This is a genomic window from Endozoicomonas sp. SESOKO4, from assembly GCF_024606275.1.
Map to the genome: position 1 here is coordinate 1 of NZ_JAHHPS010000599.1, position 5,856 is coordinate 5,856.

Genomic DNA, 5,856 nt, shown 5'->3' on the forward strand with positions numbered 1-5,856 from the left:
CAACCGCCAACAACACCGTTGAGATACCCGTCTCTGGACTTATCCCGTCAGGAGAACAGCTGGCCCTGAATTACATCGTTGTGCTGATGCAGAACCTCAATGAGATATCCTTTACGGTCAAAGGGCAGTGGCTTGAGGTTGAGACGCTGGATGACAGTGCTCAGATCTACCGTTTTCCAATGCCGCAGCTGAAAATACAGGATGAAAAAATGGAAATCAGCAACTGGCCAGAGGAGCAGTTCCGGATTTTTTTGAAAATCACTGGTGTGCCTGAACACTATTATTTGACAGCAGATCATTGGCAAAAGCGTTTAAGATTGGATTACCCGGTATACATTCAAAGGTGCGAAACCAGATTATCCACAAACAGAGAGCCCGGGGCAGAAGGTGCCGTTGAAATAGCCCCCTTCAAACCTTTACCTGTTTATGTTCTGACTAACCTGATCAACAGGGAAATGGCCATCAACGACCTCGCCTGGAAATCCATTGACCAGTTCAAAGAGAGACTGCCTGAATCCTTGCTTGGCAAACTGAGAAAAAGAATCGAAGCATCAGGGACAGAATGCCCCGATGAGATTAAAGAATCACTGTCCCAATACCTGGATAATGTTCAATCCAGCAGAGGTGAAGCCTCTGAGCCAATCACTGAACCGGAGCCACAGGGCGGTTACCCGCCAGACGACAAAAAAGAAAAACAGGCGTTTGCCAGTTTATGGTTAAAACTCAACCAGACAGAAGTTTTTGACATCGAGGTACTGACATTGCTGGACGAGTACAGGGATGAAATGGAGCTTAAACATATAGTGACCGTCCTCAGAAAAGCCAAAATCCATATCGATAACCACATACTGGAAGGATGGAGGCAGCAGGCATGCTGCGAAATAAAGCGACTAAAAAGGCGAGACCCTTCGTTATCAGAGGTTAATCCTGATGTCTATGGGAGTTGCCTGGAATTAGAGTTACTTGATGGGTGTGCGAGTATTTTCTAATCGCCAACTCTGTTTATGGCGCGCAAGCCAGTGTGGTGCTATACATTCCCGTGCATACGGCAAACGTCAATCAATGTGCCTGAGTCGGACGACGTAAAGATAACGAATTATTTCTAATAGCAAATGGGTTCGTGGATGTGGATTTTTTTAAGCCTGAGTCTACGATACGCTCACAAAAAAATAAAACTATCTGCCCGATGGTCCGATCACTGCTTCTGTTAGTGACCGTAATGTTTGGAGAGTCACTGCCTGCGGTGGGATTTGTCGGCTCAAGCCCGCTACCCACCCGTTTCTTATATGCCAATAAGTTAGCTGAACCTGCACCGCCGAACCCTGTTCCGGTTGGGTTTATAAAGTTCGCCCTCAGTTTGCTTCAGCTGCAGCCGAATAACAGTCCTCTTGCATCTCTACAATTAACCCCCCTGCCCCTTTGGCCAATAAAGCAGACACGTTTCATTGACCTATTGGCTATATCCCCCGAAACCGCAAAGCACTCTTCCAATGCGTTGATCGCCACAGGCGCTGCCGGTGCCGGTGCCGGTGCCGGTGCCGGAGGAGATGATAGCGATAAGCCACCCGACGGAAACCACTGGAATCGTGACCCAGAGCCCCAGTCTGGCGTTACCCTCGCTCTCAGCCCTGTTGAAAAATACCTGCAACAAAAAAAGCAACTGCTTCGAATGTTAAGAATCAAACGACTATGGGCTATTATGAAGGACCAAACCACGCTGGCCCGGATTTTGTCAGATCGGATTATGGTGATTGAAGCAGATCTTCTGGATCTGGAAAGATCAGGCCCTGACACAATGCATCCGGGGCTGGTTCAGACTTGGCTAACGGAGCATAGTCATGAACTCAGTGTTTACCGTAAGATCGTTACTGGCCAATATTCTGGCCGACAAGCCGGTAACGGGAAACAGGACCAATCCTCCAGAACAACCAAAGCATCAACCACCGCGAAAACCGACCCAATAAGCAGGGCTTCTGACCTTAGTCAGGGAACTTGTCCAAAAGACGGCAGTGGTCACGGGGGCGATGATCCACTGAAGCCCTCGGCTGAGCAAGATACCGGAAGTTCGGTCGTAACTTGTTCCAGATGTAACAAGATAATGAATACACAGGAATTAAGCCGTGTCGCTGATGAAGCAGCAGCTTCAGCATTTTTATGCGACAAGTGCCTGCCGGACACTCACGGTAATAAAAGAGCAAGACAAACCCTGAAAGAAACAGAGTCGGATTCATCAGAACCTGCTCAGAAAAAAAATAAGGGCTCGGGTAGAAAGAGAAGCCATTCCGAAGCAGCTACTGCACCACCGGCTAAAAAAAAGAAACCGGAAGACGCCCAGATCACTGATGATCTATTGGAAAAAGTAAAAGAAAGTATCAAGTACGAACTAAGCAAGGAAGAGCTGGAGAAAGCACAAACCCTGATGGAAGTATTCAAGAAAAAAAACATCTCTGTAAAGGATACTTTTTATAAACTGCTTGGCTTTGTAGAGAGACAGTATTTTAATAGCTTCTTCGATAATGCCACTGCTTTTTTTGGGCACCTTTCTAAAAACTTCAAAAACACAGGCATGCTAACCGGCATGCTGAATTATGCAAAAAAACATATCCGTAGTTTTGCAGAACGTGATCAAAGTGAACTCGAATATTTAGCGAGTTTGGATACATTGACTTCCTTCTCGTCCATGAAGAGTTGCAAAGGTGTGCCCAAGCTTGATGAAGTGAGAGAGCTGCTGAGCTGGCCGGAATGGAAAGACAATAATGGCGAGTTCAATATGGAGCTGTTCCGTGCTTTCTCGTCAATGAATACTTGCAAAGGCTTGCTCAAACATGAGGAAGTGAAAGAGATATTGGGCTGGCTGGTATGGAAAGACAAGGATGACGGGTTCAACATGGAGCTGTTCCGCGCCTTCTCATCCATGAATCATGCCAGGGGCCTGCTCAAACATGAGGACGTCGAAGCGCTGCTGGGCTGGCCGGAATGGAAAGACAAGGATGACCAGTTCAATATGGAGCTGTTCCGCGCCTTCTCATCCATGAATCATTCTAAAGGCATGCTGAAACATGACGACGTGAAAGAGGTGCTTGGCTGGGCTGAATGGAAAGACAAGGATGGCGAATTCAATATGGAGCTGTTCCGGGCCTTAGCGTCCATGAACAGCGGCAGAGGCATGCTCAAACATGAGGAAGTGAAAGAGCTAATGGGATGGCCTGAATGGAAAGACAAGGATGATGCGTTCAATATGGAGCTGTTCCGCTGCTTCTCATCTTTGAATCATAACAAAGGCATGCTCAAACATGAGAAAGTGAAAGAGGTAGTGGGCTGGCCGGAATGGAAAGACAAAAATGGCAAATTCAGTATGGAGTTGTTCCGCGCCTTCTCATCCGTGAATTGTAGCAAAGGCATGCTCAAACATGAGGAAGTGAAAGGGGTGCTGGCCTGGCCGGAATGGAAAGATAAGAATGGCGAGTTCAGTATAAAGCTGTTCCGCACTTTCTCATCTATGTACGCCAGTAAAGGCACTCACAAACAGATGGAAGTGAAAGAGATGCTGAACTGGCCGGAATGGAAAGACAAGGATGGCGAGTTCAACAGGGAACTCTTCCGCACCTTCTCATCGATGTTCACCTCGAGAGGTGCACCCAAACATAGGGAAGTGAAAGAGGTACTGGGCTGGCCGGAATGGAAAGACGAGGATGGTGTGTTCAATATGAAGTTATTTCGCGCTTTCTCATCGATGAATAAAGGCCATGGCGTGCCCAACCATGAGCAAGTGAAAGAAATGCTGGGCTGGCCGGAATGGAAAGACAAGCACGGTGAGTTCAGTACGGAGCAGTTTCGCACTTTCTCGTCCATGAATCATGCCAGGGGCATGCTCAAACATTGGGAAGTGAAAGAGGTGCTGGGCTGGCTGGAATGGAGAGACAAGGATGGTGAGTTCAGTATGGAGCGGTTTCGCGCCTTCTCGTCCATATGCGCCAAAAGAGGCATGCCCGGACGTAAGAAAGTGAAAGAGGTGTTGGACTGGCCGGAATGGAAAGACAAAAATGGCGAGTTCAGTATGGAGCGGTTCCGCGCCTTCACGTTCATGAATCATAACCATGGCGTGCTCAAATACAAGGAAGTGAAAGAGGTACTGGGCTGGCCGGAATGGAAAGACAAGCATGGCGATTTTAGTATGAAACGGTTTAACGCTTTCTCATCCATGAATCATGGCCAAGGAGTGCCCAAACATGAGCATGTGAAAAAAGTGTTGGACTGGACACGTTGCGGGGGTAAACCCAATCACTTGCTCCTGCAAATTATGACCAAACTCTGGAAATCAGAAGGGCTACCTGCCACTGAAACGCTGCAACACCGGGAGACACAGCTGAAACAGTGGCTGTTTACAGAATTTACTGAAGAAAATAACGACTCTGATAACGAAGAGGGCGACAAATGGAATCGCCAGATAAAAACAGTTGCTCTTTACCTCTCCACCTATAAACCAGACTGGTCAATAAGCTGGGCAGTTTTAAAACAGTTTTACCAATGCCATGAAAGGACTAAAACCGTTCCGATATCGGAATCATTGATAAAGCTTCTGTCTTCTTATGGAGGGAAAGGCATCGAGTGCTACCTTAAGGCTAATCAACAGGACCGGGATTTTTTGCGGCAACATTCGGGTAAAACCGTGCCTTTGCACGTATTAAATCAAGCAATGGTTCTTTTTTCTTCCAATGAATACAGAGGGCGTTTTGTCTATTTCGTCAGGCGGTTGAAATCATTGCCAGACAAGAGCCAATGGGAACAGCTCTCAGCCCGGTTACGACAATTATCGGGGGTGCTGGAACTCGACTATATGCAAAGACTCTATTGGGAGATACTGGAACCCTTGACAAAAGATGATCAGCTCCGTTTTCTGGACGCCAACCATGCAGGGGCTCTATTCAACCTGTTTCCCTCGTTGAGCGCCCTGAATAAACTCAGCAAAGAGCATTCCTCCCAATGGTTAAAACGGCTGCTTGAAGCTTGCCTTGGACTAAAAAACCATGACATCACAAAAGAAGGCATCCAAATACTTTTTGAAGCGTTACTCAGAACCCATTGCCTTCTGCCCTGGGATCACGAAATCCCCGATCACTTTCTCTCTGGAATGCGCACAACAGACACCAACACCGTTGAGATACCTGTATCTGGACTTATTCCATCGGGAGAACAGCTGGCCCTGAGCTATATCACCGTGCTGATGCACAACCTCAATGAGATGTTCTTCACTGTCAGAGGGCAGTGGCTTGAGGTTGAGGTGCCGGGTGACAGTGTTCAGATCTACCGTTTTCCAATGCCGCAGCTGAAAATAAATGATGAAAAAATGGAAATCAACAACTGGTCAGAGGATCAGTTCCGGTTTTTTTTGAAAATCACTGATATGCCTGAATACTATTATTTGACAGCAGATGATTGGCAAAGGCGTTTAAGATTGGATTACCCGTTATACATTCAAAGACGCGAAGCCAGATTATCCGCAAACAGAGAGCCCGGGGCAAAAGATGCCATTGAAGCAGCCCCCTTCAAACCTTTACCTGTATATGTTCTGGCTAACCTGATCAACACTAAGATGACCATCAACCTCATCGCATGGAAATCCCTTGACCAGCATAAAGAGAGGCTGCCTGGATCCTTGCTTGGCAAACTGAGAGAAAGAATCGAAGCATCAGGGGCAGAATGCCCCGATGAGATCAAAGAATCACTGTCCCAATACCTGAATAATGTCCAACCCACGAGTGCTGAAGCCTGTGAGCCGTTCATTGAATCGGTAACACAAAGCATTACCCCACCAGACGAAAAAACAGAAAAACAGGCGTTTCGCAATTTATGGTT

Annotated in this window: 2 protein-coding genes; both read left to right on the forward strand. The window is 47.1% G+C overall.

Features of this window, described 5'->3' with window-relative positions:
• A partial coding sequence (locus KDK16_RS11725; protein ID WP_257276257.1) for a hypothetical protein occupies nucleotides 1-989 on the forward strand: 989 nt, incomplete at its 5' end.
• Between the two features lie 197 nt (nucleotides 990-1,186).
• Nucleotides 1,187-5,856, forward strand: a 4,670-nt coding sequence (locus KDK16_RS11730) for a hypothetical protein (RefSeq protein ID WP_257276258.1), incomplete at its 3' end; no start/stop codon positions are given.